The sequence below is a fragment of the Virgibacillus oceani genome (genome assembly GCF_041521345.1).
GTDB classification, from domain to species: domain Bacteria; phylum Bacillota; class Bacilli; order Bacillales; family Amphibacillaceae; genus Virgibacillus_N; species Virgibacillus_N oceani_A.
Genome location: NZ_JBGOHB010000001.1, coordinates 93,663 through 118,912, shown reverse-complemented (window position 1 = coordinate 118,912; position 25,250 = coordinate 93,663). Strand labels below are relative to the sequence as shown.

Annotated in this window: 27 protein-coding genes; 22 read left to right on the top strand and 5 right to left on the bottom strand. The window is 39.0% G+C overall.

All coding sequences use genetic code 11. The features are described 5' to 3' along the window. Positions 1-30: 30 nt before the first annotated feature. Both ctaG and ACDX78_RS00570 read left to right on the top strand, forming a co-directional pair. The gene (gene ctaG, locus ACDX78_RS00575) at positions 31-933 is read left to right on the top strand and encodes a cytochrome c oxidase assembly factor CtaG (RefSeq protein ID WP_486024459.1); all 903 of its coding nucleotides are present in this window, start codon (positions 31-33) and stop codon (positions 931-933) included. Positions 934-1,095: 162 nt separating this feature from the next. Next, positions 1,096-1,551, top strand: a complete 456-nt coding sequence (locus tag ACDX78_RS00570) for a DUF420 domain-containing protein (RefSeq protein ID WP_486024458.1) — start codon at positions 1,096-1,098, stop codon at positions 1,549-1,551. A gap of 37 nt (positions 1,552-1,588) precedes the next feature. Here ACDX78_RS00570 and ytvI read toward each other — a convergent pair whose 3' ends face one another. Both ytvI and ACDX78_RS00560 read right to left on the bottom strand, forming a co-directional pair. Next, entirely contained in the window at positions 1,589-2,647 is a 1,059-nt protein-coding gene (gene ytvI, locus ACDX78_RS00565; RefSeq protein ID WP_486024456.1) for a sporulation integral membrane protein YtvI, read from the bottom strand. 303 nt (positions 2,648-2,950) lie between these two features. After that, positions 2,951-3,316, bottom strand: a complete 366-nt coding sequence (locus tag ACDX78_RS00560) for a YugN family protein (protein WP_486024455.1) — start codon at positions 3,314-3,316, stop codon at positions 2,951-2,953. 291 nt (positions 3,317-3,607) lie between these two features. Here ACDX78_RS00560 and ACDX78_RS00555 point away from each other — a divergent pair, with 291 nt between their 5' ends. The 7 genes from ACDX78_RS00555 (at position 3,608) to coaD (ending at position 7,630) form a co-directional block, all read left to right on the top strand. Further along, positions 3,608-4,690 carry a CAP domain-containing protein gene (locus ACDX78_RS00555; protein WP_486024453.1) on the top strand — a complete coding sequence of 361 codons (1,083 nt, stop codon included), beginning with the start codon at positions 3,608-3,610 and terminating at the stop codon, positions 4,688-4,690. 95 nt (positions 4,691-4,785) lie between these two features. After that, positions 4,786-5,202, top strand: a complete 417-nt coding sequence (gene ylbD / locus ACDX78_RS00550; RefSeq protein ID WP_486024451.1) for a spore coat protein YlbD — start codon at positions 4,786-4,788, stop codon at positions 5,200-5,202. 12 nt (positions 5,203-5,214) lie between these two features. After that, the gene (locus ACDX78_RS00545; RefSeq protein WP_486024450.1) at positions 5,215-5,448 is read left to right on the top strand and encodes a YlbE-like family protein; all 234 of its coding nucleotides are present in this window, start codon (positions 5,215-5,217) and stop codon (positions 5,446-5,448) included. A gap of 54 nt (positions 5,449-5,502) precedes the next feature. Then, positions 5,503-5,940 carry a YlbF/YmcA family competence regulator gene (locus ACDX78_RS00540; protein ID WP_486024449.1) on the top strand — a complete coding sequence of 146 codons (438 nt, stop codon included), beginning with the start codon at positions 5,503-5,505 and terminating at the stop codon, positions 5,938-5,940. Positions 5,941-6,001: 61 nt separating this feature from the next. Further along, complete coding sequence (locus ACDX78_RS00535; RefSeq protein ID WP_486024447.1) at positions 6,002-6,289, top strand: YlbG family protein; 288 nt, start codon at positions 6,002-6,004, stop codon at positions 6,287-6,289. 288 nt (positions 6,290-6,577) lie between these two features. Continuing rightward, positions 6,578-7,144 (top strand): 16S rRNA (guanine(966)-N(2))-methyltransferase RsmD, encoded by a 567-nt coding sequence (gene rsmD, locus ACDX78_RS00530; protein ID WP_486024445.1) that lies wholly within the window; start codon positions 6,578-6,580, stop codon positions 7,142-7,144. Between the two features lie 6 nt (positions 7,145-7,150). Then, positions 7,151-7,630: a pantetheine-phosphate adenylyltransferase gene (gene coaD / locus ACDX78_RS00525; RefSeq protein WP_486024443.1), complete on the top strand. Its 480-nt coding sequence runs from the start codon at positions 7,151-7,153 to the stop codon at positions 7,628-7,630. Between the two features lie 231 nt (positions 7,631-7,861). On the opposite strand, the gene ylbJ is transcribed toward coaD, so the two are convergent. Then, positions 7,862-9,091, bottom strand: a complete 1,230-nt coding sequence (gene ylbJ / locus ACDX78_RS00520; RefSeq protein WP_486024441.1) for a sporulation integral membrane protein YlbJ — start codon at positions 9,089-9,091, stop codon at positions 7,862-7,864. Positions 9,092-9,434: 343 nt separating this feature from the next. Here ylbJ and ACDX78_RS00515 point away from each other — a divergent pair, with 343 nt between their 5' ends. Then, the gene (locus tag ACDX78_RS00515) at positions 9,435-10,466 is read left to right on the top strand and encodes a SepM family pheromone-processing serine protease (protein ID WP_486024439.1); all 1,032 of its coding nucleotides are present in this window, start codon (positions 9,435-9,437) and stop codon (positions 10,464-10,466) included. A 157-nt stretch (positions 10,467-10,623) separates the two neighbouring features. On the opposite strand, the gene ACDX78_RS00510 is transcribed toward ACDX78_RS00515, so the two are convergent. After that, positions 10,624-11,841, bottom strand: a complete 1,218-nt coding sequence (locus ACDX78_RS00510) for a nucleotidyltransferase (protein WP_486024437.1) — start codon at positions 11,839-11,841, stop codon at positions 10,624-10,626. Positions 11,842-12,134: 293 nt separating this feature from the next. Here ACDX78_RS00510 and ACDX78_RS00505 point away from each other — a divergent pair, with 293 nt between their 5' ends. The 4 genes from ACDX78_RS00505 (at position 12,135) to ACDX78_RS00490 (ending at position 14,354) form a co-directional block, all read left to right on the top strand. Beyond that, positions 12,135-12,671, top strand: coding sequence for a YceD family protein (locus tag ACDX78_RS00505; RefSeq protein WP_486024436.1), 537 nt, complete (start codon positions 12,135-12,137; stop codon positions 12,669-12,671). A gap of 28 nt (positions 12,672-12,699) precedes the next feature. Continuing rightward, positions 12,700-12,873 (top strand): 50S ribosomal protein L32, encoded by a 174-nt coding sequence (rpmF, locus tag ACDX78_RS00500; protein ID WP_486024435.1) that lies wholly within the window; start codon positions 12,700-12,702, stop codon positions 12,871-12,873. Between the two features lie 133 nt (positions 12,874-13,006). After that, positions 13,007-13,783: an enoyl-CoA hydratase/isomerase family protein gene (locus tag ACDX78_RS00495; RefSeq protein WP_486024433.1), complete on the top strand. Its 777-nt coding sequence runs from the start codon at positions 13,007-13,009 to the stop codon at positions 13,781-13,783. An 85-nt stretch (positions 13,784-13,868) separates the two neighbouring features. Then, positions 13,869-14,354: an RsfA family transcriptional regulator gene (locus tag ACDX78_RS00490; RefSeq protein ID WP_486024432.1), complete on the top strand. Its 486-nt coding sequence runs from the start codon at positions 13,869-13,871 to the stop codon at positions 14,352-14,354. A gap of 534 nt (positions 14,355-14,888) precedes the next feature. On the opposite strand, the gene ACDX78_RS00485 is transcribed toward ACDX78_RS00490, so the two are convergent. Then, positions 14,889-15,365, bottom strand: coding sequence for an N-acetyltransferase (locus ACDX78_RS00485; RefSeq protein ID WP_486024429.1), 477 nt, complete (start codon positions 15,363-15,365; stop codon positions 14,889-14,891). 184 nt (positions 15,366-15,549) lie between these two features. Here ACDX78_RS00485 and ACDX78_RS00480 point away from each other — a divergent pair, with 184 nt between their 5' ends. The 8 genes from ACDX78_RS00480 (at position 15,550) to ACDX78_RS00445 (ending at position 25,022) form a co-directional block, all read left to right on the top strand. Then, positions 15,550-16,431: a 2-dehydropantoate 2-reductase gene (locus ACDX78_RS00480; RefSeq protein ID WP_486024427.1), complete on the top strand. Its 882-nt coding sequence runs from the start codon at positions 15,550-15,552 to the stop codon at positions 16,429-16,431. A 1-nt stretch (position 16,432) separates the two neighbouring features. Beyond that, positions 16,433-16,813 (top strand): DUF3397 family protein, encoded by a 381-nt coding sequence (locus ACDX78_RS00475; protein WP_486024426.1) that lies wholly within the window; start codon positions 16,433-16,435, stop codon positions 16,811-16,813. Positions 16,814-16,970: 157 nt separating this feature from the next. Then, a complete protein-coding gene (gene bshC / locus ACDX78_RS00470; protein WP_486024424.1) occupies positions 16,971-18,590 on the top strand; it encodes a bacillithiol biosynthesis cysteine-adding enzyme BshC in 1,620 nt (539 codons plus the stop codon). A gap of 194 nt (positions 18,591-18,784) precedes the next feature. Further along, positions 18,785-19,216 (top strand): division/cell wall cluster transcriptional repressor MraZ, encoded by a 432-nt coding sequence (mraZ, locus tag ACDX78_RS00465; protein ID WP_486024422.1) that lies wholly within the window; start codon positions 18,785-18,787, stop codon positions 19,214-19,216. Positions 19,217-19,235: 19 nt separating this feature from the next. Then, on the top strand, positions 19,236-20,213 hold the full coding sequence (gene rsmH / locus ACDX78_RS00460; protein WP_486024420.1) for a 16S rRNA (cytosine(1402)-N(4))-methyltransferase RsmH: 978 nt from the start codon (positions 19,236-19,238) through the stop codon (positions 20,211-20,213). Further along, positions 20,213-20,590: a cell division protein FtsL gene (gene ftsL / locus ACDX78_RS00455; RefSeq protein ID WP_486024418.1), complete on the top strand. Its 378-nt coding sequence runs from the start codon at positions 20,213-20,215 to the stop codon at positions 20,588-20,590. Before rsmH ends, ftsL begins: the two co-directional genes overlap by 1 nt. A 17-nt stretch (positions 20,591-20,607) precedes the next feature. After that, complete coding sequence (locus ACDX78_RS00450; protein WP_486024416.1) at positions 20,608-22,848, top strand: penicillin-binding transpeptidase domain-containing protein; 2,241 nt, start codon at positions 20,608-20,610, stop codon at positions 22,846-22,848. A gap of 242 nt (positions 22,849-23,090) precedes the next feature. Next, on the top strand, positions 23,091-25,022 hold the full coding sequence (locus ACDX78_RS00445; RefSeq protein WP_486024414.1) for a stage V sporulation protein D: 1,932 nt from the start codon (positions 23,091-23,093) through the stop codon (positions 25,020-25,022). The last annotated feature ends 228 nt before the right edge of the window (positions 25,023-25,250 follow it).

The window sequence follows — 25,250 nt, the reverse complement described above, 5'->3', positions numbered from 1 at the left end:
TAATAATGAGATGCATCGGGAGGATTTAAGATGTGGTTAGAATTACAGGTATTCGGGTTCCGAGCCTTGTGGAGTCCTTACTTCTTATTATTTGTAGCAGGACTGGCTCTACTATACTTTCTTGTAACAGGACCACTCCGGCACAAATTTGGCGGTGATGATAAGCCAACCATTAAGCAGCAAATATTAGTTTATACAGCATTGGTTTTGCTGTATATTGTTAAAGGTTCCCCAATTGATTTATTGTCGCATATTATGTTAAGTTTCCACATGGCACAAATGGCGATTTTTTATCTGTTATTTCCAATACTGGTCATTAAAGGAATTCCGGTTTGGATTTGGGAAAAAGTTGTTTATACACCGGTTATTAAACCTGTATTACGTGTTTTAACAAAACCGGTAGTTTCTATCCTTTTATTTAATTCATTGTTTTCTCTTTATCATATCCCAGCGATTCATGATTTTACAAAAACTTCACAGCTGGTTCATACATCCGTATCATTAACCATTTTAGTAGCCGCATTTATTGTATGGTGGCCGGTTTTATCGCCAATTAAAGAAATGGATACAATGAAACCTTTGGTCAAAATACTATATATATTTGCTAATGGGGTTTTAATTACGCCGGCTTGTGCGCTAATCATATTTTCCAATACACCACTTTATGCAACCTATAGTTCTGAAGGTGCATGGATGCAAGCAATGGCATTGTGTGTGCCAGGAAATGTATTAGATGGTATAGCACCAGCTATTTCCGGACCACAGATGTTTTCACCTATGAGTACGCTGGAAGACCAGCAGCTTGGTGGTATTATTATGAAAATTATGCAAGAGATCACATATGGCGTGATTTTAGCTATTGTTTTCTTTAAATGGTTTAACAAAGACAGTCTAAAAGTAGATCCTATCCCAGCAGAGAGTCATAATTATTAATAGAGCAATATATACAGAGGAGCTTTATATGAACCCGGCAGGGCAGGCCCAATTAATTTCAGCAGATACAGCAGGAAAGGATAAATGGGTCTTCTCTATTATTTCAGAGCAATTCTGAAATATAAATAAAGCCCTTGATTAATGAAAGGACCAGTGTATTTCATGGAATTGTTACCGACAATCAGTACCTTTTTTATACTTTTAAGTGCAATACTAATAGCGATTGGGTGGAGATTGATTGCAAAAGATAAAAGAACCGCCCACAGGAAAGCAATGCTGGCAGCTGCTGTCAGTGCATTATTATTTTTTATCATCTATGTATCAAGAACAATTTTCGTAGGAAATACGAGTTTCGGAGGACCGGAAGAGCTGGGGATTTTTTACACGATCTTCCTCATTTTTCATATAATTTTAGCGACAACTGGTGCGGTCTTTGGATTAGTTACACTTAGACTTGCTTTAAAGCGGAAAATTTCCACACACAGAAAGATCGGACCGGTGACAAGCATTATTTGGTTTTTCACTGCGTTGACAGGGATTATGGTATATTTACTATTGTATGTATTATATGATGGCGGGGAAACAACCAGCCTTATAAGGGCGATATTTGGAACGTGAAATGATAAAAGGGTGAAAGCTTACAGCTTCCACCCTTTTATATTTTTATATTCCATTTAAATATGCCGACTTCTTTTGCAGAAGTGATTATGATTACAATTAATGGACCAAGTATGAACCCCCATATGCCCAAAAGCTTTAGCCCGAGAAACATGGAAATTAGGGTTGCAAGCGGACTTAGACCAATTTGTTCTCCCATCACTTTAGGCTCTATTGTTCTCCTGATCGCAAGTAATATAATGGCCAATACAGAGAGTTGGATACCTAAAACAGTGTCTCCTGCCAATAATACGTATATCGCCCATGGTCCTAAGATAGCAATGGATCCAATAATTGGGATTAAGTCAATTAACCAGATAATAAGTGCCATAATTATTGCTACTTCTGGCATGATGATAAAAAGTCCTGCCAAAGCTACGACAAATATAATCATTGAAACTAAAAATTGAGCTTTAAAGAAGCCAAAGAAGACACTGGCTAATCTTTTATTCATGAAGGTTACTTTTTCAGCTGTCTCTTTAGTAAATAATTGAAACAATTTTGATTTTAGAATTGGAAATTCCAGCATAAATAAGAATAATGCAATCAAGTATACGATAATGCTAATGAGATACTCAGGAATTTTTGCAAAAATCTGAGCGATATTATCCAGTGTGATTGTTTCTCTTAACGTCTCACCTAACATAATCAGGTTTGTTTCGATGCCTTCAGTTACTTCATTCACAAATTCAGCGGGCAAATCATCTGTAAAAGTTTGCAGTTGCTCTTCCCACGTCAGGAAAATTTCATTCATTTGATTAACATAAACAGGAACGTCTTCCACTAAGTTAACAACCTGTGTTACTGCTTTTGAAACGACGGTGGTCCCTATAAATGCTGCAACCACTAAAAATAGGGTGAAAACAATGATTACAGATAGCTTTCTATTTAGTTTCACCTTATTCTGTATTAATCTTACAAGCGGGTTAAGAATCAGGGCAGTAATCAGTGCCAAGATCAGGGGTATGGAAATAGGCAAAATAAAAACAGCAGCTAAAATAAGAATAATAGCAAGAAATATAAGCGTCCATTGTCTTTTTGTAATTGAACGAAACACAGTAATATGGTAGCCCCTTTCCAGTTTAGAGTGAAGGTTACATTAATAAAAACTGTATTGTAGCATATATATATGAATAAATATGTAAAGTAGAAGGTATTTTAGCATATTTGGAAATTTAAATCTTTCAGAGCACGTCGCTGATGAAAATTTATTTTTTTGGCTAGAGTCATGCGACTACATTTGAACTCCAACGGGCTTCTAAGTAAGTAAAGCATACATTCGTAATAATCCCTTTGTCAGTAACCCAGTTTTTCTAAAAAGCCAGCTGTCTAAAAGATGCAGCTGGCTTGTCTGTTCTTCTTACTTTTGATGTTGCTCAATTTCTTCTTTTAGTTTTACCACTAGATTATTTGCCCGTTCAATGAGGTTCTCAGGGAAGTTCTCATCTTCTCCGTATTCAATTCCGTGCGGATAATAATGCTTTCCCAGTAGAGGAGTAATGATTTTAATTACTGCATCACCACGGTCTACGTCACCTTCCACTGCATAGCCTTGGATTCGAATATAATATGTAATATTTTTCTCTTTAGAATCAACTCTATAGTCGTACGTAACCCTCTCATAATCCCATTGACCAGCTCGGATAAAAGCATGTTTAGCAGTAATATGATCCAGTGGTTTCAGGTCGATAACAATTTCATCAATTCCTGTATTTTCTATTCTCATTTTATCCACCTCGCGTATTTGTCCTCACTTACTAATAATAGTACGAATTGCTTGAAGTTGCAATTGAAAAGGTAAGAAAACTTGCCTGCTGGAAAGCATTAATGGTGAATTGCGAAGTCACGTAATGAAAAAAATTACCTGACTAAAAAAACCTTTATTCTTCATTGAAATCTATTTTTATAATTAACGGCGCTAGAATGCCGAAAAAAATGCTACAATTGATAGAAAAAAAGCATGTATTTTATCCCTTTGACATATAGTGTGATAAAAAGGAATAAAGGAGTTTCTTCTATGCGATTTGTAAAAAATCTATTTTTAGCCGCATTTTTTGTGCTGATAGGTGTCTATTTAATAGACGAGACCATGTTTAATGAGGAAGAAGCATTGGGATCGGCCAATGATGCAGGATGGAAACAGCATACGCTTGAAACAAAAACAGCTCCTCAAATGGAGGTTATGTTTCCTTTGGAAGGTGATTTGTTCCAATGGATGAAAAGTGATGTCGAAGCACTGACAGAAGCTTTTGGAGAACCTGATCGAAAAGACGTGAGTGCGTATGGTTATACCTGGTGGGTCTATACGGATCAATCCGCAAGTTATGTTCAGTTTGGAATCTTGGAGGATAAAGTGGTTACCATTTATGCAACAGGAGAAGATTTGGATTTATCTCCGGTTTATATTGGCCAGGAATATGAATCGGCAGCTGAATCTTATGCAGATAACGGGGATTTTCAGTTTAGCGATGAAATAAACTATAGTGGAAGTTTTTCATCGTATACTTTTCTTTTAAACGAGGAAGATTTAGTAACCCGCCCTTTAGTAAAAGTAAGCGATGACATTTTTATACAGAATTATTTTGATACGTTTACCAGTGAATTATCTTCAATTAGAGTATTAACGGCTGATATATTGCTCAAACACCGTCCATATGAGCTGCAGTATCGGGGAAATCTGCCTGATAGGCCCAACTTGTCGGATGAAACCTGGAAAGAGGTTGAAAAAGGAATGGAACAACAGATTTTTGATATAACAAATGTCATACGAAATCGACAGGGTTCACCTGAGTTAAGCTGGGAGGAATCAGTACATGAAGTAGCCTTTGCGCATAGTAAAGATATGGCGGATAATGATTATTTCTCCCATTCCAGCTTAAATGGCGATGGGTTAAAAGAACGGTTATCTGAAGTAGAAGTTTTCTACCGGACAGCAGGCGAGAATATTGCAGCCCAATACCCGGATGCTCCTTCTGCCATGGAAGGATGGTTAAACAGTGAGGGGCACAGGGAAGCGTTATTTAATGAGGGCTATACACATCTTGGTGTGGGTGTCTATCGATTTTACTACACACAAAATTTTATGGAAAAACCGTTGTAATTCTTTTTATGCTTTAATTATCAATCCGCATGTATCACAGGTGCGGGAAATCCGCATAAATTAATAAAAAGATGATTTCATTTGAGGTGAGTAAATTGGACGATCAAAAACTCCATCCTTCTGTCCAGGATTTTAAACAATTTGTCAATAAACATCCTAAATTAATTGCGAATCTGCGGAAAAAAGGAAGACCATGGCAGGAGTATTATGAAAAATGGATGCTCCTTGGGGAAGACGATGACTATTGGGAGAAATTTAAAGAACAAAACACAGATAAAACGGAAAAGGGAGAGGATCATAACGCTGATGATGAAACGGAATCAAAGAAAAAAAATATGGAATTATTTAGCCAGCTTTTAAAAAAGGCTGAAGATATGGATATGGACAAAGTACAAAAGCAAGTACATCAATTAAGTAATACCATCTCTACTGTACAGGAAGCAATTAGCCAGTTTCAGCAGAATAAAAGTTCAACTGTCAATCAAAACCAGCAGCAATGGTACCAGGATTAAGGAGGTTGGCGCATGGATGAATACACGTACCGCTATTTGACAAATAACCCATCACTAGCCAGATTTGTCCGCTATAATCCGATGTGGTATCGCTACTTATCAAGGGACCCGGAAAAGATAAGGGAAATAGATAAAGAAGCCCGAAAATTTTATGGTAAAACATTTCCCCAGCGAATGGATCGTTTAAATAATCAAGTACAGATGGCGGGAATGCTTATGCAATTCGCCGAGGCAGTGAAAGATTAATTATTTTCAGAACGCCTCTGACATGTTAAGATAGTAGTGGAGGTGTTTAGTAGTATGATTGCTACACTGGAGTATGCAGATATACTTGATCATTCTGAAGTCTTAGCTAAAATGATTTTGGACTCTGAAGATATGCAGGCCTATCAGGAAGCTAAAAATGCACTGGATTACGACAGCGAAGCCCAGCAGCTTATAAAGAAGTTTATAGATATGAAGGAACATTATGAGGATATACAGCGGTTCGGACGGTATCACCCGGATTATAACCAGATAATGAAAAGCGTGCGTTTCACTAAGCGGGAGATGGACATGAATGATAAAGTAGCAGCCTTTAAGATTACCGAGCGAAATCTGCAAAAACTGCTGGACGAGGTTAGTTCCTATATTGCTTTAAGTGTCAGCGAAGATATTAAAGCACCAAAAGAAGGAGCAGCCTTGACAGACAGTGGGTGCGGGTGCGGAAGCGGCGGCAGCTGCGGATGTGCTTCCTGACGGAAGTGGAAGCATGGAGAACACGCACGTATTATAAATACATTGCAAATGAGGATTTTTTATGAGAGTGAAAAGACAAGGACTTATCGTCTGGTTCCAACATAGAAAGAATATAAAACAAATTAAAAGGCACGGTCATTTACTCTATATTTCAAGAAAGCAAAAGTATGCTGTTATTTATGTAGATGAGCAGGATATCGAAAAAACAGAAGAAAAGCTGTTGAGGTTTTCATTTGTATCAAAGGTGGAACGTTCATATAAACCGTATGTGCAAACAGATTTTCAAGGGGTTATACCTGATCAGGCTAAGCAATATGACTATAAAATAGATACACATTCATCTATATAAAATAAGAAATCAAAAGAAAAACCTGTAGAAATGTTTCTACAGGTCTTTTTGTTTCCGTTCTTCGAAAACAAAAAGCAAAGGGAGAGGAGAAACCGGAGGAAGAACTTATGGGGAAGTGTAAGTCTTCTCCGAGTTTTAAAACAACTAATTAACTTTTAGCCGTTTCAATATGTTATTATGGACGAGTATTTTAAAAATATACATGATCGAATGATTTTAAAAGAAATTGTTTTAACCTGACCTTTTATGGTAGGATAAATGTCGAATACTGCAAATTGAGGTGGAAGTATGCGTGTAGTTGCAGGTATACATAAAGGTAGAAAATTAAAAGCGGTTTCAGGTAAAGCGACAAGACCTACAACAGATAAAGTGAAAGAAGCCGTTTTTCAAGTGATTGGCCCATTTTTTAATAGCGGCAGGGTGTTGGATTTATTTGCCGGCAGCGGTGCTTTGGGGATTGAAGCACTAAGCAGGGGAATGGATTCTGCTGTTTTTATTGATAAACAGTCCAAAGCTGTCAATACAATTTATGATAACTTAAAAACGCTCAATATAACTGAATCCTCGGAAGTATACAGAAACGAAGCATTCCGTGCTTTACATACGCTGGCAAAGCGTGAATTGCAATTTGACCTTATCCTGCTTGACCCACCGTATAGGATGGTTGATTTTGAAAATCTTTTATATGAAATCAAGAATCTCGGATTACTAAGAGAAAATGGCCTTATATTTTGTGAACATGACATTTCCGAGAAACTGCCGCCACAACTCGATAACTACAGTATACTGAAGCAAAGTAATTATGGAGATACCATTAGTGTTACTATTTATCAGGAAGGGAAAAGAAAGGATTGATTTAAATTGAGTAGACTCGCCATCTGTCCCGGGAGCTTTGATCCAATTACTTACGGGCATTTAGACATTATCAAACGAGGGTCGAAAATATTCGACCATATTATCGTTGCTGTTTTTAAGAATCAGTCAAAAAATCCTATCTTTACGGTGGATGAACGAATTCAATTGATTGAGGAAAGTGTCAAGGATTACCCGAATGTGTCAGTTGATACATCAAGCGGGTTGTTAATGGATTATGCACAATCCAAGGATGCACAAGCTATCATTCGTGGATTGCGTGCAGTAAGTGATTTTGAATATGAGATGCAAATTACATCCATGAACAGAAAACTTAATGACGAAATTGAAACCTTTTTCATGATGACAAATAACCAGTACTCCTTCTTAAGTTCAAGTATTGTAAAAGAGATTGCAAGGTATCAAGGGAACGTTTCCGATCTGGTACCAGAAGTAGTGGAAAATGCGTTAAAAGATAGATTTAAATAGAAAAGATGCTGGGACAAAACCATAGGGAAACATTGAAAAGACGAACGACCTACCAAGGCAGCTCCGGAAATATACGTAGACGCTTGAAGGACCAAAGGCATCGGTGAGACCCCGCAGTGCGAAAGAACAAGGATGCTCACCAGTTGCCGGCGAAAAGCGTAGTATTTTTCCGGAGCAGGTTTTAATTTCAAATTTAAGAATGTTTGATTTTTGTTTGCTGAAATTGTTTTGTCACAGTCTCTTTCTGAGCATTTTTATATAAATAATGATGGCGCCGATCCCCAGTGTTACTAAGGTAATTGCAGGGCCGATATGGGAAAGGCGATTTAGGATATCGATCCAAATACTCGCACTTGCTTCTTGTGATACGGGAATGTCATCTCCTCCAAATGTTTGCTTATTTAAATAGAGCGGATAATATAGTATTACAGTTAATATACTGGCAAAGATACCGTGCAAAAACCTTGAGAAAAAATACGGGGCGAAACCAATATCTGTCTTTGCCAAAATACTGGCCACCTGTGCTTGAACTGAAAACCCGTTAAATCCTAATATAAAGCTGACAATTAAGGCTTTTTGTAAGATCGTATCTGTTGATATCTGTGAGATCATCTGTGCACCGATGGATATTTCAAACAAACCGGAGAAAAAGGGGGAAGCAAGTTCAACCGGCAATGAAAATAATGCCAAAACATGCTGCAATATCCCTGCAATAATCGGGGAAACCCCGACCAGATGGAACAGTTTTGTCAAAACAGAGAAAAGGATAATAAAGCCGCCAATCATCACAAGTGTTTGGATGGAATTAATTACTGCATCTCCAAGAACTTCTCCTAAAGGTCGTTTATCACGTACACGGGTACGGTGCATCTCACGAAAAGCTCTGACAATTGATACCCTTGGATTTGTTTCTCCTCCCATACGCTGGTCTTTTGTTTTTTTTCTGTCATTCTTTTTATAAAATCGCATACAAAAACCTACGAGCGCATTTCCTGAGTAATGGGCTGCTGCCAGTAATATACCAAGCTGTGCATCATGGAAAAAGCCGATGGATACAGCTCCAATGATAAACAGCGGGCTTGAGGAATTCGTAAATGAAACGAGTCTCTCGGCTTCTGCCCGGGTGAGCTGGTCATCTTCACGCAGCCGTGCAGCAATTTTTGCACCGGTTGGATATCCGCTTGCCATGCCCATGATCCAGCCGAAACTGCCTGCGCCGGGGACGTTAAATAGTGGCCTCATGATGGGCTCAAACAATACGCCGACAAATCGTACCACACCGAATGCAATTAATAATTCTGCAGTAATAAAGAATGGAAGCAATGATGGAAAAACTACCTCCCACCATATATTTAATCCTCTAATACTCGCCTCAAAAGCCTGATCGGTAAAAAACAAAAGGGAAAAGGCAAAAAATGCAGTGAATCCAGCTAAAATAATGGTTTTTGATTTCTGTATCAATACTGTAGCCTCCTAAACGATGAACTGGCTCTGGATTGTTTTCTTTGATATAATAATAGAATGATTTTAGGTATGGTATTGCTATTTAAAAGTATTTAAGAACAAAAAGATAAAGACGTGATGTACAGGCAGACCTTCTTTTTCAATATACGCTCATACCTGTAGTATTTATGCCATACACTTTTTTAACAGGGTGATATTTTAGAGGGGAGCTTTATTATCTGCATTATACAAACCGGGCTTTTGTCTTCAACACATGGAATGAGCGGGGTATTTCAATTTAGAAACATCACGCTGGCTTTATCAGCTGCCTTAAGCAGCTGGAAGTGGAAGGAGTCCTGCAATGATATTTAGAAAAAAACATTTATTATCTCTGTTTATTATTATAGTTATTGCTTATTTTTTAGCGGCTTTTCAACTGCCGTATTATATATATAAACCGGGAGCGGCGGATGAATTAAACCCGGTTGTGGAAGTGGAAGGCGCATTTTTAAGCGAAGGTGAAATGCATCTTGTCACGGTGAGCGGCGGGCAGGCAACCCCATTGCAATACGCTTGGGCTATGTTTCTCCCGCACCATGAAATACGCCCCCTAGAAGATGTAAGGCCTGATGGAATTACCGATGATGAATATATGCATGCGCAGCTGCAAATGATGGAAAGTTCGCAGCAGGCCTCAACAGTTGTTGCTTATGAATTAGCAGGACAAGAAATAAACATCGAATATAATGGTGTTTACGTTGTTTCAGTAATGGACGATATGCCTGCAGATGGCAAACTGCAAATGGGAGATCGGATTATTGGGCTTGATGGGGATGAAATCACAGAAGCGGATGATTTAATTAATTACGTCCAAGGAAAAGAAGCAGAGGAAACAATTACAGTGGAATTTATACGAGAAGAGGAAACATTAGAAGAAATAATTACACTCGAAGCATTAGGTGAGCTTGATGGTCAGCCGGGAATCGGTATTCAACTTGTTACCGACCGTGGTGTAGCCGTAAATCCTGAAATAAACTTTTCTAGTGGCAGAATCGGAGGACCTAGTGCAGGTTTAATGTTCTCCCTGGAAATATATGATCAGCTGACAGAGGCGGATGTAACAAAAGGATATGCCATCGCGGGTACCGGAGAAGTAGATTATGAAGGCAATGTTTATCGAGTCGGCGGCGTGGATAAGAAAGTGGTTGCTTCTGACAATAAAGGCATCGATATTTTCTTTGCTCCGAATGAAAATGGAAAAGTAGCGTCAAATTATCACATTGCGCTGGAAAAGGCTGAAGAAATTGGAACAGACATGGAAATTGTACCAATTGATACAGTGGAAGAAGCTATTAGTTATCTACAGGATTTAGAGACTAAAAATAATTTGTAACACGCGTAGCCACCATCTCAAATGTCCTTATAAAAGAGAAAACCGATGAAAAAATTCATCGGTTTTCTTATGTTTAAATTAACTTGGCCCTTTCAGATATATACTTACGTCGATTCCGTTCGGCCATGTATTTCAAGGTAGACCACTCAGGATATTGTTAAGTCGGAAATATCATTGGTGCCTGAAATTCTTGTCTATATAATTTATGCTTATTACTTGGAGGAAGAATACTGTAATAGGCGCTACTTGCTCTTTCTTCCAGTAAAAGCATGGGATCCGCATTTTTCGTTACGTTTGTTACCAGAGGGACTTCAAGTTCTTTTTTACGCTGATTTAAATAGGATTGCCCCGTTTTTGTCATTCCCAATAACCGAATATAAGGAACTGTTTTATGCTGTCTTGCTTCTGCTATCTCTTCTTTTGTTGTATTGGTTAAAATATGTACAAAAATACGCTGCAGCCTTGTCCACGTATATCTTTTAGTCTTCACTTCACTCATCCACTCGCTAAACGAGGACACTTTTTTTGCGGTTTTTTTAATGCGGTATTCCAAACCTTCTTCTACATCATGAATATTGGCAAGTTCTTTTAATGTCATTGTCCTTACACGGTAATGAAGAAAAGGGAAATAGAATTCCCACATATGCCAGATTGTTGATTTCTCTTTATATTTCTGTAATTGCAGGTTTGTTTCATAAGGCATTGATTTTTTTAGCAAATCCGTAATTTCTCCGGTTTCAAACAGGGCTTTTCGTATACTTGTAGCACTGGCAATAGAGCTTGTGATGGATTGATCATGATAGTTGCTTTTAGTTCGTTTAATGGTGCAAGCTTCCATAGGCAAATGGTTTTCTAAAATAGCCTTCACATAACTGAAGCCAAGAATATTATTCGGTTTGGACAAATCCATTTCAGCCGTTGAGAGCCCAATTTTTTTATATGCCAGTCTGCTGGCCTCCGGAAAAGCGGTACCTTTGTCTAATTGCGATTTTAATACTTGCTTGAATAGATGCTCCTTTTCTTTAAATGCAAAATACGCTTTTTTAAAAAAATCTATATTTCCCGATTCACTGCCGAAACATATGCTGTCTGCCCCGATTTCATATAAGGTTAGAACAGCCCCTTTTGCAAAAAAATCACTGCTTTGAACGGCATACGGATACGGAAGCTCCAACATAATATCGACCCCTGATTCCAAAGCGGCTTTGGTTCGATGAAATTTATCGACAATTGCCGGCTCGCCTCTTTGCAAAAAGGAGCCGCTCATCACAGCAATTACACAATCCGCTTTCGTCAGCTTTTTCGATTGCTGAATATGATATAGATGCCCATTATGAAACGGATTATATTCAACGATTAAACCGCATGCTTTCAAACCGACCAACTCCTGGATGTATTTTAGTATTCATTGTACCAAAAATCCAAAGCATACGCATAAATAACCCGGATATAACTTTTGGTTAGCTGCACACGTCTTGGGGAAGCATAATAGGACAATCTGTGGATGGAAAAAGTTTTCGTACCCTATTAAATTCAATACGTGAAAAATTAACTGCAGAATTGGTATATTTAATAAACTTGATACTTTCTATTTGGATGTAAAGATAAAATGTTGACAAAACTCGTTTTTTCTTTTAGAATAACTCTTGTTGTCTTGAGGTGATAATGATGAAATTTTCTATTGCACAATTTAGAAAAAGTGCTCATCAAGAAGCTTTTGCCTTTGATGAAAACGTAAATGTTTCTGATTTGACAGAAATGAATAATGATATTAGAAAAATTGACGCTGTACATGTAACAGGGAAATGTTATATGCAGGGGGAGCAATTCATTTTTGACCTTCGTATTGAAGGTGAAATGATCCTGCCGTGTGCACGTACACTGAGAGATGTAACATATTCAATGGATATTCAGACAAGTGAAGTGTTCACATCCTCTCCCTATGATGTGGATGAAGAGAATGAGATTCACCCCGTGGAAGGGGAAGTCATCGATTTAACTCCCTTTATAAAAGAACATATTATATTGAACTTGCCATTCCGGGTTTATTCAGAGGCTGCACTAGACCCAGAAAACACGGTAAATCAAGGACAGGGATGGGAGTTAATTACTGAAAAAGAAAAACAGGACAACACAATTGATCCCCGTCTGAAAAAATTGGAGAATTTGCTTGAAAAAAAAGAAAATGATAGAAAAGAAAAATAATGAATTTTCTTTGAAGGAGGTGTAAGTCATGGCAGTACCAAAAAGAAGGACTTCCAAAAAAGTGAAAAATCAACGTCGAACTCATAAAAAACTGCAGGTACCAGGTATGGTAGAATGCTCAAATTGCGGAGAGTTAGCAAAACCGCATCATGTTTGCAAGTCATGCGGTCATTATGATGGTAAAGAAGTGGTAAGCAGTTAATTGCGAACGAATAAAGGAGGCTGTCCCGGTATTACAAGGGTCAGCCTTTTTATTTTGAGTATTATTAATAACCCGCTTCGTATTGAAGCTTGCTATTTCTTATCTATGATGATTACTACTGTACTGAAAAGGAGTGAATTGCTTGACTAATATTATAGCCTATGAAAAACATGATGAAGGCTACGGGGAAATATGTTTAAACCGGCCTGAAAAAAATAATGCCGTCTCACAAGAAATGACAAAGGAACTAATGACAATATTGGAAGATACAAAACAGGATTCGCTGAAATTTTTGGTGGTAACAGGAAATGGAAATATGTTTTGTGCAGGCGGAGATTTACTTGATCTCCATGGCGATTTAACAACAGATGAAGCTTTTTCTCTTTTATACCCAATGAAAGAGGTGTTATTTGAACTGGCAAATTTCCCTGTTCCGACAATTGCTATGCTTAATGGAAATGCATTAGGAGGCGGATGTGAACTGGCTACGGCCTGTGATGTTCGAATTGCAAAAGAAGCCACTACATTTGGTTTTGTACAAACAAAATTGGGAATTTTGCCAGGATGGGGAGGGGGAGCACTGCTATATGAAAAAGTAAACCCTAGTTTTGCCATGAACTGGTTAATGGAAGCAAGCATACTAAAAGCAGATCAATTAATGCAGCAAGGCTGGCTGCAAAAAATCGTACCGATGGAGGATTGGGAAGGTAATTTCAATGATATTTTAAAATCCTACATTTCCAAATCTTATGAGCAAATGAGAATGATGAAACTGCAATACAAGAAAAAAATATCAAGTCTCAGTCTGTCATCTTTCATGAGTGAAGAGGTTAGAAATTGTGCAAGTCTATGGGAGACACCTGAACATAGAGCGGCGGTAAGCAAATTCATCAACCGGAACGCTGACTGAAAATTTCCCGTTAAAAAGCTAAACATGTATTCTATCACGCCTACTTTTTGCATACATTGATAGCAAACGTATAAGGAGGGATGGTATGAATGCAACACGGCAGGATGCCTGGTCAAAAGATGAGGATATAATTTTGGCCGAAACAGTGTTACGCTATATACGGGAAGGCAGAACACAGCTTGAAGCTTTTAAAGAAGTAGCCAAAAAGCTGTCACGTACTTCTGCTGCATGCGGTTTCAGATGGAATGCTACGATTCGAAAGCAGTATCAGGGTGCAATACTTACTGCCAAGGAAGACAGGAAGAAAGGCAGCCGGAAAGAAGTCTGGCATTTGAATGAATCAGGTGATATGGAAAAGGACTCCATTGAAGCAGCGATCACTTTATTGGAAAAAATGAAAAAGGATTATTCTGGTGAAAAAAATGATCGTGAGAAGCAGCAGGAAAACATGGTAACATACTTAAGAACTGAAAATGAAAGACTTAAAAAAGAACTTGAACGCTATGATTATGCCTGGGAGGAAATGGGGGAACTCTGGAGCCGGGCAAAGACGAGTAAAGAGGTCAGGTAAATAGTTTTAATGTATTTATGAGTAAAAAGGTAGAAAAAAAGACATGAAGGGAGTGGTGCTCATTCATGTCTTTTGTCATTGTTTATGAAATTATAAAAACTATAACCAGTGGATAACTTTAATATAGGATTAGTCACGTCCAGTTCCAGCGCCCAGCGACTAGCGTGACTTCCTTCACCTCGGGCCTGCAAGATGCAGGTCAGTTCGGTGTTGCGACATGAGGTTTTGGTGGGGCGAGGAACTACTGTACCGTAGTCCCAGGACGTCGCGTTTTTAAGCGAACATCCTTTGATAAGTCAACATCGACTCCTTACGGGTAAAGGAAGGCCGTTTAAATACGGCCTTGCCGGCCAACGTCGGCATACCCCCAATGTGGGGGTATGTTTCCTTTATCTCCTACGGAAAGATTGATCAGTAAAAACCGCCGCTTTGCGTGGCAACACTGATCCACCTGGCGTGGCCAGGCGCAGTCTGTACGTCGCTAACCGAACGCTTGCGCCTTTGTTCTTTGTCTGATTTTCATTAAACAAGACTTTAACTGCTTTCCTGTTCGTTAACACCTTCCGGCAGCCAGATTAATGGATTTTCTCCTAAATCTCTTTCCATATCATAATTTGCTTTTTGAAATCCCATTTTTTCCCAAAAACCATGTGAATTGATTCTTGGGTTTGTTTTAATAGGCAGTCCATAACTTTTTGCAAAATCAACCAGTTTCTGGCCATATTGCTTGCCTTGATAATCAGGCAATACTTCCAATTTCCATAGTGTTAAGTAGTCTTGCGGAGGTTCAAAGTAGTAATCATATTTTGCTTTGATTTTATATAAACTCATTCGCGCAATAAGGTTGTCACCATAGTAAATTCCGTAAAATGGGGAATCCCCATAATTCTCCATTATGTTATTCTCAAGGTCTTCAAGCATAGAAAGTTCCTGGTTCCCATACTCTTTAAAGTGTTTAAACCTTTCAAGTGTTTTATAATTAATTGATAGCTTCTCTACTTTTGGTGGCATTATCATCTTCTCCTTCATTACAAGTTTACAATATTGTCAGAAATATTTTAGCTTTTCTATATATTTTATTATAATATAAAAAAAGGATAATGAAAATCATTCCTGTACATTTTACCATGTTTGGCGACTGGTTCATATATTTTTAGATAAATTTCAATTCTTAAGAGGAGTGGAGGGCGTAAAAATGAATATTGGAATCATAGGGGGCGGATCGACTGGGCTATTGCTAAGTACATATTTATCCAGACAGCATTCTGTAACTATTTATGTGCGCAAGGAAGATCAAAGAATAAAATTGATGAAAGATGGAGTGAGATTATCAAATTATCCCGGGCGGGCTTACATTCGTGCATTGCTCAGTGAGGATTTACAGGATGAGGACTGTGTTATCATTTGTGTGAAACAAGTGTCTATCTCAGCTATTATTCCATTGCTCAGGAAAATAAGGAAAAATACGCCGTTGATTTTTTTACAAAACGGAATGGGACACTTGGATGATATAAAGGAGTTATATCACCCCATTATACTCGGGGTTATCGAGCATGGTGCAATGAAACTGGAGGATAATCTCGTTGCACATACAGGAAAAGGAAAAATAAATTTGGCCGCATACCAGGGGGATGAAGCGTATTTGCATTCTCTTTCCAAGAAGTTAAACCATTCGGATTTTCCGTTCGATTTTAAAGAGAATTACCTACGCCTACTTAAAGAAAAACTGGTCATTAATGCGGTTATTAATCCGCTGACAGCATTATTTCAAGTGACAAACGGAGAAGTTATGCGTAACCGCTATCTGCACAATATGGCGCAAATCATATGCGAGGAGGCTTGTGCTGTCTTGGAGATGGACTATGCCACACGATGGGCAAGGGTTGAGTACATATGTGAAAACACAGCGAAAAATCGTTCCTCTATGTTCAAAGATATCATGGACAGCCGAAAAACCGAAATTGAAGCAATATCCGGTTATATCATTAAAAAAGGAAATGGTTTTACCATTCCATATACTCGCTTTTTGTATGACAGCATGAAAGCAATAGAAATTAAGAAGGGAATTACAGACTAATATGGTTAATTTTATTAGTTATATGATTGCATTTTTCGTTACTGTTCCTGTGATTGCAACCTGGCTTATTTATTTTATTTTAATAAAATGGAACTGGCCTAAGCTGAAAGCTTTTCATCAGTCTGTTAATTGGACAACCTTATTATATATCATTGCCGTTAGTATATTGGTATGGTTAAACTTCCATGTTAATCTGACTGGGCCAATTGTTATTTTCTTTCTTAGCGCTTTAGCAATAATTATTTTTATCCAGTGGAAATTGAACATGGAAGTTTTGCTCTTGAAAGCTTTAAAATTACTCTGGAGGTTTTTATTTCTTCTGTTTGCATCCCTCTATATTTGTTTATTAATTTTTGATATAGCTTATCGGATCTTTTATTAGTATCACTTGATCAGGCTATGCTTGGTCGTGGTTTGGATAAAACCTATTGGAATAATAGGCTTTATCTCTGCTTCATCTCTAAAACAGAAAGAATGAAATAATATTATAATTTATGTACAATACTTATGGATATCATTACAGAAGGGGCATCAAATCTATGCAAATTGACGCAATTGAGATACATAATAAAAGCAGGCTGATTCGCGATTACCGGGCTAGTGAAAAAGCCATCATGGCTTTTTTTGACTATGATCCATTTACACAGTACCAGGAGCGGATTGAGGATGTAAAACATCGGAATTATGATCGAGCGGATTTGACCAATGTTTTACATGGAATAAATAACCGCTGGGATGCCCCGCGGACTACGATAGACAATATAGAACGGTTAAAGGGAAAAAATAGTGTGACAGTTATCGGAGGTCAGCAGGCGGGCTTGTTAACTGGCCCAATGTACACAATTAATAAAGTGATTTCTATTATACAGTTCGCCAAGCAGAAAGAAAAGGAACTAAAGACCCCGGTAATTCCGGTTTTCTGGATTGCTGGAGAGGATCATGATTTTGATGAAATCAACCATGTATTCCTGCCAAATCAAGGGCAGATGGAAAAGTATACACATCCACAGAAGGTTTATAAGAAACAATCCATTTCACAGATGAAAATAAATCAGGAAGAAAGTAAAGAATGGCTTACAGTATTATTTCAGCAATTACAGGAAACAGCCTATTCCAGTGTTCTATTTGATACTTTGGAAAAGTGTCTGGAGCAGTCGGACAGTTATGTGGATTTTTTTGCCCGTCTCATCTATCAATTATTTGAGGAAGACGGTCTTGTTTTGGTTGACTCGGGTGATGCGGATTTGCGAAAACTGGAGAAGGATCATTTCAGCGCTTTAATTAAAGCACAGCCGGAGATAGCTGGAAGTGTACAGCATAGTGTTAAGGAACTTGGGGAGCTCGGCTATTCTCTTTCTTTGGATGCAGATGCCAATGAGGGACATTTGTTTTATCATAAAGACGATGAACGTATATTGCTAAAACGAACAAGTGAAGGAGATTGGGCAGGGAAACAAAATGAAGTACTCCTTACCACAGAAGAATTATTTAATATTGCTGAGCACCATCCGGAAAAATTAAGCAACAACGTGGTTACAAGACCAATCATGCAGGAATTATTGTTTCCTACGCTGGCATTTATCGGTGGTCCGGGAGAGATTGCTTATTGGGCATCATTAAAACAGGCTTTTCATACAATGAACCTAAAAATGCCCCCGGTTGTTCCAAGGTTATCATTTACTTTTCTGGACAGGAACGTGGAAAGATATGCAAAAAAGTATAATATTTCCTATGAAAAGGTAGTAAATGAGGGCGTGGAGCAGTTAAAAAACGAGTGGCTGGAGTCAAAAAACAATCCATCCATACGGGCTGTGGCTGATTCGCTCAAAAGGCAAATGGTAGAAGCGCATAAACCGTTAAGGGATATTGCAGAAGAAATCAGCTCAGATATAGGTGATCTATCTGAAAAGAATTTGTTTTATTTAAAGCGAAACATTGATTATTTGGAAAATAGGATGATGAAAGCATTGAAGGAAAAATATGAAAAGGATATTTCCGAATTTGATTTCATTAACTTGTCATTATATCCACAGAATAACTTACAAGAACGGATTTGGACCCCTTTGCCTTGGATTAATTTATACAGTCCGGCATTTATAAAAGAATTAACAGGAAAATCCTTGTCTTTTGAAAATGGTCATTATATGGTGTGGATCTAAAAAAACATCCACTTTCCCCCACCATAAGAATAAATATATATATATGCTGTCTATCACTGATAGGACAGCTTTTTTTATGTGTTTAAACAGACACAAAAATGGAAGAAGAAAATAATTTTAAACTTTTTTTATAAAAAAGTGGTGAAGAGTGGGGAGATGTGGTAATATAATTATACGAAAGTGGGGCGGACTATATGTTTATGGGTGAACATCAACATAACATCGATACAAAAGGCAGAATTATCGTGCCCTCCAAGTTCCGGGAAGGGCTTGGAGAAAGCTTCGTTGTCACCCGTGGACTTGATAAATGTCTGTTCGCCTACCCAATGAATGAGTGGAAATTATTGGAAGAAAAATTAAAAAACCTCCCACTAACAAAAAAAGATGCCAGGGCTTTTACACGATTTTTCTTTTCCGGCGCAGTGGAATGTGAAGTGGACAAGCAGGGAAGAATAAATATTCCTCAGCCTCTTCGCAACTATGCTGTTTTAGATAAAGAATGTGTTGTCATTGGTGTATCGAACCGAGTTGAATTCTGGGCAAGCGAGAACTGGGAAGATTATTTCAGTGAATCTGAGGAATCGTTTGCCGAAATTGCAGAAAACCTTATGGACTTCGATATTTAATGGAAAAGCGGGTGTCTCAATGTTTGAACATTATAGTGTATTAATGCATGAAACGGTAAAAGGATTGGCTATAAAGCCTGACGGGACGTATGTGGATTGTACTTTGGGCGGCGGGGGTCATGCTGAGCAAATTGTCTCTAATCTGAATTCAGACGGTCTCTTGATCGGATATGATCAGGATAAAGATGCTTTAACAGCTGCACGAGAAAGATTATCCCCCTACCATGATCGAATCCTTTTGATCCATGCAAACTTTACTAATTTGAAATACCAATTAAATAAAAATAACATCCGTCACGTTGATGGTATATTGTTTGACCTTGGTGTTTCCTCCCCGCAGCTGGACAGAAAAGAACGGGGTTTTAGCTATTGGGATAATGCAGACTTGGATATGCGAATGGATCAGACACAGGAATTAAGTGCTTTTGAAATTGTTAACTCCTGGTCCTATCAACAACTGGTTTCCATATTTTTTAAATATGGTGAAGAAAAGTTTTCGAAACAAATTGCCAGAAAAATTGAAGAGCAACGACAAAAAAAGGAAATAAAAACAACAAATCAGCTGGTGGATATCATTAAGGAAGGTATCCCCGCCCCTGCAAGGAGAAAAGGTGGTCACCCAGCAAAAAGGATTTTCCAGGCATTGCGTATTGCGGTAAATGATGAACTGAATGTATTTAACGATGCACTTCATCAAGCGGCCGAAATTATTTCCATAAAGGGAAGAATTGCCGTTATTACTTTCCATTCACTGGAAGACCGTTTAGCGAAGCAGGCATTTAAAGCCTGGAGTACGGAAAAACCAACACCAAAAAATTTACCTGTATTGCCTAAAGACCATGAGGCTCCTTTTAAGCTGAACACAAAAAAGCCAATTGTACCGGCTGAAAATGAATTGCAGGAAAACAGAAGATCCCGATCGGCGAAATTACGGATTGCAGAAAAAGTAAGTGATTGGAACGAAGATTTTTCATATAAGGAAGGGTGGAACAAGTAATGCGTGAAAACCAGGCTATCGATTGGCAGCAAAGAAGTACAGTGGAAACTGCCCCAAACAGAGAGCAAAAAGTAGCTGTAAAGGTTCGGAAGCAAGGATGGATCACGAGCGGAGAGAAAGTACTATATTCCCTTATCGGGGCATGTATAATTATCGCAGGCGGCTTCATGGTTTCCTTTTCTTCATCCACAGACAGCCTGAACAGGGATATGCAACAGCTGGAGCAGACCGTGCAAAATCAGCAGGTGATCAATGAAAGCCTGCTGTTTGAAATGAAGGAACTCCAGCGCCCTGAACGCATTACGCAAATTGCCAGGGACAATGGTTTAATGATTCAACATGCAGAGGTGAAGCAAGCGCAAAATGTTAATAACTAAGCAAGGCGGTTATGATTATGAAAAAGAATAAAACAACTCATTTCATGGCAGGTATACTTATAATCTTGTTTGTTGGCGTGTTCTTGGTATTATCCGGTCGTTTTTTATACATACAGGCAACAGGTGAGGTTAATGAAGTGTCTTTACAGGAATGGGCAGAAAAGCAACGGACAAACTCTTATAGCCTTGACTCCGAAAGGGGAATAATATATGACAAAAACGGAATGACGCTCGCCTATGACAGGCCTGTCTACCTAATGTATGCCATTGTTCAGGAAGCATATTCCACTAATTTGGACAATCCGCAGCATGTGGTTGACACCAAAGAGACTGCTGAAAAACTTGCACCCATCATTGGGGGGGAGGAGAATGAAATATTAGACCGTCTGGAAAGCGGTATTGAAAATGATGCTTTCCAAGTAGAATTCGGAACGGAGGGCAGGGAATTGTCCCAACAGCAGAAAGAAGAGATAGAAGCTTTAGAACTGCCAGGGATCCAATTTGAAAAAGAGTCTATTCGTTACTATCCGAACGGCATGTTTGCTTCCCATATTATTGGGTTTGCAAGAGACTCAGAGGTCGAAACAGAGGATGGAACGGCCAGGGAAATATCAGGCATTGTCGGTATGGAAAATGAAATGAATGAGCTGTTAAGCGGGATAGATGGAAATATATCCTATCAGCGCGATCAATATAATAAGCGGTTACTTGACCCAAATGAAATCGTCACCTTACCGGAAGATGGGGATGACGTTTATTTGACAATCGATCAAAAAATACAAACGTTGCTGGAAGATACACTAACAGAAGTGAATGCACTTTATAACCCGGAACGAATAACTGCAACAGTCATGGATCCAAAAACCGGCGAAATCCTTGCCATGAGCAATAGGCCGAGCTATAACCCAAATGACCCGGCCGATGTGGAAAACTGGTATAACGATGTTATTTCTACACCGGTTGAACCAGGATCAGCAGTAAAAATGTTTACATGGGCTGCGGCAATTGAAGAAGGCGTTTATAACGGAGAAGAGGCATTTGAGTCTGGAAGTTATACAGTCAATGAACGGATACAGCCAATCAATGATCATAATAGAGGTGAAGGCTGGGGAAGCATTTCGTATAATGAAGGATTTCAGCGCTCTTCCAATGTGGCCGCCGCCAAATTAGCATGGGAAAAAATAGGGACGGACACATTTCTGGAGTATTTAAAAGCATTTGATTTTGATAAACCGACAGGAATAGATTTACCTGGAGAAGTAGAGGGTCAAATTTTATACAATTGGCCGCTCGAAAAGCTTACGACATCATTTGGGCAGGGCAGTACATTGACCCCAATCCAGCAAATGAAGGCAGCTACTGCCATTGCGAATGACGGGAAAATGGTTCAGCCATATGTGATTCAACAAATAGTTGAATCAAGTACTGGGGACATGTTGGAGGAAAAGCACCCTAATGTGGTTGGAGAACCGATTTCAGCAGAAACCTCAGATCTGGTATTAAAGCTGCTGGAGTCAGTCGTAAATGGAGAGAATGGAACAGGGAAAATGTACCAGCTCGATGACTATACCGTGGGAGGCAAAACAGGAACAGCCCAAATCCCGAACCCGGATCCCGGTGGAAGCCCGTACTTGACCGGCCGGGAAAATTATATATTTTCATTTCTGGGCATGGCTCCGATGGACGATCCGCAGCTCATGATGTATGTATCTGTCAAACAGCCTGAGTTGGAAGATACAGAAGCAGGGTCTGCTCCTGTATCTTTCATATTTAATAATGTAATGGAAAACAGCCTGCATTATTTAAACATTGAACCTGACAAAGACGAGCAAGATTCCGTCCGGCAAGTTGAAATACCAAAGCTGATTGGTTTGGATGCTGCCGATTTGGAGAGTTCACTGGCTGAAGATGGATTAAATGTTACAGTCATTGGTTCGGGAGAGGTAGCTTCAGCAAACATATCAGAAGGAGATTATATCCTCCCGAACGATCATATTATACTTGTGACGGACCAGCCAGAAATGCCTGACATATCAGGCTGGTCAAAACGGGAAGTATTGCAGCTGACCGAGCTGCTTGAATTGCAAACAGAAACCTTTGGAAACGGCTTTGCAGCTACCCAAAATATTGAAGAAGGAACACCGCTTAAAAAGGGAGATTACTTAGGTGTTGAGTTTACTTCTCCAAGTGAGACCGTAGAAGAAACAATGGAAAGTGAAGCCGAGAATGATGAGGAAGATATAGAAGTGGAAGGATAATAAGCTAAAAAACATAAACTGCCACCAGGCTGTCTCAGGAGAATTTGACTCGCTATTGCCCATCTGGGTATCATCAACTTAGAAGCTTAAGCTGATGTGAGTCAAATTCTTTTGCCAAGGCGGCCTTTGATTTGGTTAAGTCAGACCGAGCGTGCTTTTTCTTCCTTCTTCCATGTTCTATTCAATTCTATTTATTCATATAGTGGATACAAGCCTACCTATGACAGAGAAGGGGATGGAATATGAAGCGTGTATCTGCTGTAACAGTGAAAAAACGAATGGTAACTGTTTTTCTCATTGGGTTGCTTGTATTTTTGGTCATTACTTTTCGATTAGGATATGTTCAATTCGCACTCGGGGATGAACTAATGGATAAAGCAAATGATTTATGGACAAGGGATATTGTTTTTGAGCCTGAGAGGGGGTTAATCCTCGATACGAATGATGAAGTATTAGCTGAAAACGTAACAGCACCATCGGTTATTGCTACACCAAGACAAATTACCAACCCGGAAGAAACTGCTGAAATACTTGCTGAAATTCTGGATGTGTCTGTGGACAAGGTATATGAAAATATAACAAAAAATACATCCAGTGTAATGATTCGGCCTGAGGGGATAAAAATATCCGAAGAACAGGAATTAGCCATACGTACAGCAAATTTGGAAGGTGTCTATCTGGCAAAAGATTCAAAAAGACATTATCCCCAAGACGAAGATTTATCACATGTATTGGGCTTTGCCGGAATTGATAACCAGGGCTTGATGGGCCTGGAATTATTTTACGATGATAAATTGAAAGGGAAACAAGGCAGTCTCTCCTTTTTTTCCGATGCAAAAGGCAGGCGGCTGGATGATTTGGCCGATGTATATAGTCCTCCTGAAGATGGGTTGAATTTAAGAACAACTATCGATACAAAAGTACAATCTATTATGGAAAGAGAACTTGATCTTGTCGTTTCTAAATATGACCCAGATGGAGCAATGGCTATTGCCGTCAACCCAAAAACAGGCGGCGTGTTGGGAATGACTACTAGGCCTAACTTTCACCCGGAAAACTATCAGGAGGTTGATGCAGATGTATTTGATCGCAATCTGCCAATCTGGAGTACGTATGAACCGGGGTCTACCTTTAAAATTATAACATTGGCAGCTGCACTGGAAGAAAATGCAGTAGATTTATTGGAAGATGAATACCATGATGATGGTGATATTGAAGTTGGAGGGTCTCATCTTCATTGCTGGAAAAGAGGCGGCCATGGCCATCAAAACTACCTTGAAGTAGTCCAAAATTCCTGTAACCCCGGCTTTGTTAATCTTGGTCAAATGCTTGGAACGGAAAAGCTATTTACCTATATAGAGAATTTTGGTTTTGGCCAGAAAACAGGTATTGATTTGCAAGGGGAAGGAAATGGGATTTTATTCAATAGAGAGGATGTCGGCTCAGTTGAATTGGCTACTACGGCATTTGGCCAGGGGGTCTCGGTAACACCAATTCAGCAGGTAATGGCTGTTGCTGCAGCAGTAAATGGAGGGTACCTCTATGAACCTTATATAGCTGATGAGTGGGTCGATCCTGTTTCAGAAAAAGTGGTCGAGAAAAAGGAAACCAATATAAAAGAACGGGTAGTTTCCGCTTCCACGTCTGAAGAGATAAGGCATGCATTGGAAAGCGTGGTTGCTGAGGGTACAGGTCGGCCGGCATATGTGGATGGTTACCGTGTAGGCGGAAAGACCGGAACAGCTCAGAAAGTTGGAAAAGATGGAAGATATATGGAAAATAACTATATCTTATCATTCATTGGGTTTGCACCTGCAGATGATCCGGAAATTGTTGTCTATGTTGCTGTGGATAATCCGAAAAATACCGTTCAGTTTGGCGGTGTAGTTGCAGCTCCCATTGTAGGGACTATTATCGGCGATAGTTTGCGGGCCATGGAAATAGAACCGCGGGATGACGGTCTTCCAAAGGATTATCAATGGCCAGAGGAGCCAAAGGTGGAAGTTCCTGATTTAATTGGTTTAACGAAAGATGAACTGGCAGAGTATATGCTGGATTTAACGGTGGAAACGGACGGGGAAGGAGATTATATTATTGATCAAGCTCCTGCTGCCGGTACAAGTGTTGAACAGGGAGCAGAAGTAAGAATTTATTTATCGGAAAATGATCGTTAAAAATGATGAAGTTTGCTATAATGAGTAAATAAATTATTTTGTGGGCAGAGACTGGGGCAAAAAGTTTTTTAATCAAAGAAAATCTGAACAATAACAATTAGCGCCTATAACCGGTTCCGGAAATATACATCGCTTTCCGTGGGGGAGTGGTGAGCCTCCGATGCACAGGATGTGCTAGCTAGTGTCGATGAAGTCACTGGAAGTGACGATTGTCATCGACCTTGGAGT